General features: G+C 72.4%; 3 protein-coding genes. 2 read left to right on the forward strand and 1 reads right to left on the reverse strand.

Annotated features, from left to right (window positions below; translation table 11 throughout):
* Together D7X55_RS38260 and D7X55_RS38265 are read left to right on the forward strand one after the other, a co-directional pair.
* Nucleotides 1-91, forward strand: a 91-nt coding sequence (locus D7X55_RS38260; protein ID WP_147470390.1) for a helix-turn-helix domain-containing protein, incomplete at its 5' end; no start/stop codon positions are given.
* A gap of 182 nt (nt 92-273) precedes the next feature.
* Nucleotides 274-1,611, forward strand: a complete 1,338-nt coding sequence (locus tag D7X55_RS38265) for an FAD-binding oxidoreductase (RefSeq protein ID WP_121725615.1) — start codon at nt 274-276, stop codon at nt 1,609-1,611.
* 5 nt (nt 1,612-1,616) lie between these two features.
* Here D7X55_RS38265 and D7X55_RS38270 read toward each other — a convergent pair.
* Nucleotides 1,617-2,608 (reverse strand): WS/DGAT domain-containing protein (locus D7X55_RS38270; RefSeq protein WP_121725616.1); only part of this gene is annotated, 992 nt, incomplete at its 5' end.

Genomic DNA, 2,608 nt, shown 5'->3' on the forward strand with positions numbered 1-2,608 from the left:
CTCGGGTGACAACCGCACGCTGGCGGCGCGGCTGCTGGGGGTGAGCCGGCGCACGCTCTACAACAAGCTGGAGGAGCACGGCCTGTTGTAGGGGTGGCGGGGGGCCGACCCTCGGGAAACCGGGCCGTGTTTTCACACGGCCGTTCCGTGTACGAACCGGACTTCCAGGTTTATGCTGCTTCGCGCTCGTACTCCCTCGACGCGGCACCGCAGTGCACCCGAGTCCCCCTCCCGGCCCCCAGAGGGCTGGCTGACACGAAGGAGCAACGCCCCATGACCCAGACCCTCGCCGGCCGCGTGAGCGGCCCCGTCTACACCCCCAACGACGCGGGCTATGCCCCGGAGGCCGCCGGCTTCAACGTGCTGGTCCAGCACGCGCCGCAGTACGTGGTGGCGGTGAAGTCCACGCAGGACGTGGCGGAGACCATCCGCTTCGCGCGGGAGAACCATCTGCCCGTGTCGGTGCAGGCCACGGGGCACGGGACGTACGCGCCCATCACCTCCGGCGTGCTCATCTCCACGAAGGCGCTGAACCACGTGAGCATCGACCCCGCGACGCGCACCGCCACCGTGGGCGCGGGCGCGCGCTGGGAGCCCGTCATCGCGGAGGCCGCCAGGCACGGCCTGGCGCCCGTCGCCGGCTCGTCCACCAACGTGGGCGTGGTGGGCTACCTGCTGGGCGGAGGCCTGGGGCCCCTGGTGCGCAGCCACGGCGTCAGCTCCGACTATGTCGTCGGCTACAAGCTCGTCACCTGTGACGGTGAGACGGTGGAGGCCAGCGCCGAGCACCACCCGGACCTGTTCTGGGCCCTGCGCGGCGGCAAGGGCGGCTTCGGCATCGTGACGGAGGTGAAGCTCAAGCTCGTGGAGATGCGCTCGCTCTACGCGGGCAGCCTCTTCTTCGAGGAGCAGCACATCGAGGCCGTGCTGCGCGGCTGGGTGAAGTGGACGGCGGAGGCGGACGCGCGCGTGTCCACCAGCATCGCCGTGATGCGCTTCCCGCCCTTCGACTTCATCCCGCCCCCGCTGCGCGGCCGCACGGTCATCAACCTGCGCTTCGCATACCCGGGCGCCGCCGAGGAGGGCGCGAAGTTCGCGGCCCCGCTGCGCGCGCTGGCCCCGCTCTACCTGGACATGCTGGGCGAGCTGCCCGCGTCCCAGATGGCGCGCATCCACAATGATCCGGATCAGCCCAGCCCCGTGTGGACCAGCGGCATGATGCTGACCCACGTGGACCAGGACTTCGCCACCACGGTGCTGCGCCACGTGGGCGCGGGCGTGCAGACGCCGTACTTCATGCTGGAGATCCGCCACCTGGGCGGCGCCACCTGGAAGGACGTGGCGGGCGGCTCGGCGGTGGGCGGCCGCACCGGCAACTTCATCATCGGCCTGGTGGGCATGCACCCGCCGCTCTTCGAGACGGTGCTGCCCGGCGCCACCGAGGGCCTGCGCGCGGAGCTCAAGCCCTGGCTGTCGCCGGACATGACCATCAACTTCATGGGCAAGGTCCGCGACGCGGCGCACTTCGACAGCGCGTGGCCGGAGGCCATCCGCGCGAAGCTCAAGGAAGTGCGCGGCAAGTACGACCCGCACAAGCTCTTCGCGAAGTAGGGCCTTCAGGGGGGCAGCGTCGCCAGCGCGTCCAGTTCCTCCTGGAACGCGGCGACGAGGGCCCCCGGGTCCGGCACGCGTGACGCATCCGCGGCCACGCCCACGGTCACCTGTCCCGCGTAGCTGAAGAGGCTGACCCCCAGGCCCACGTGCCCGGCCTGGGGGACCCAGAACGTGAGCCCCTTCATCCGGCTGCCCGCGAGCGACACCGGCTGACGCGGCCCCGGCACGTTGGTGGCGACGAGGGACGCCTTGGTGCCAAGCACGTCCACGACGGCGCGCTCCAGCGCGGCGGGCGTGCGGCCCAGGAAACCCAGCATGCTGGACATCAGCACCGCCTCCGGCGAGCGCTTGAGGTGCGCCATCCGCTTCGCCACTTCGCGAAGCCGGCGGCGCGGGTCCGCCAGGTGGATGGGGAGCCGCAGGAACACCACGCCGAAGCGGTTGCCCAGCTCGCGAGGCACCGGCACGTCCAGCGGCCGCAGGTTCACCGGCACCAGCGCGTGCACGTCCTCCAGCGGCGCGTCCCGCGAGGCCAGGTAGCGCCGCAGCGAGCCCGTCACCGCCGTGAGCAGCACGTCGTTCACCGTGCCGCCCAGGGTGTGGCCCACGGCCTTCACCCGCTCCAGCTCGATGGGCTCCGACCACGCGGCGACCTTCCTCTGGCCCAGCGGCCCGCGAAGCGGAGAGCGGGGATCCGGAGGCAGCGCGAGCAGCTTGCCCAGCGTCGCCGCGCCCTTCGCGCCCTCGCGCATGAGGTCGCCCGCGAGGATGGGCTCCCGCACCAGCTCCGCGCCCTTGCGCAGCGCCGAGCGGGCCCCCCGGGCGAAACGCATCCAGCCCGGCCGCGTCTCCCCGGCCGGAGTGACTTCACGCGCCTCCTCCGTGTGCTCGGCCGCCCCGTCCGCGTCCACGGAGTCCGTGAGCGACAGCAGCACCCGCGCGAGCGCGATGCCGTCCGCGATGCAGTGGTGCAGCCGCGCGAGCAGCACGTCCC

Source organism: Corallococcus sp. AB049A (assembly GCF_003668885.1).
Taxonomy (GTDB): Bacteria; Myxococcota; Myxococcia; order Myxococcales; family Myxococcaceae; genus Corallococcus; species Corallococcus interemptor.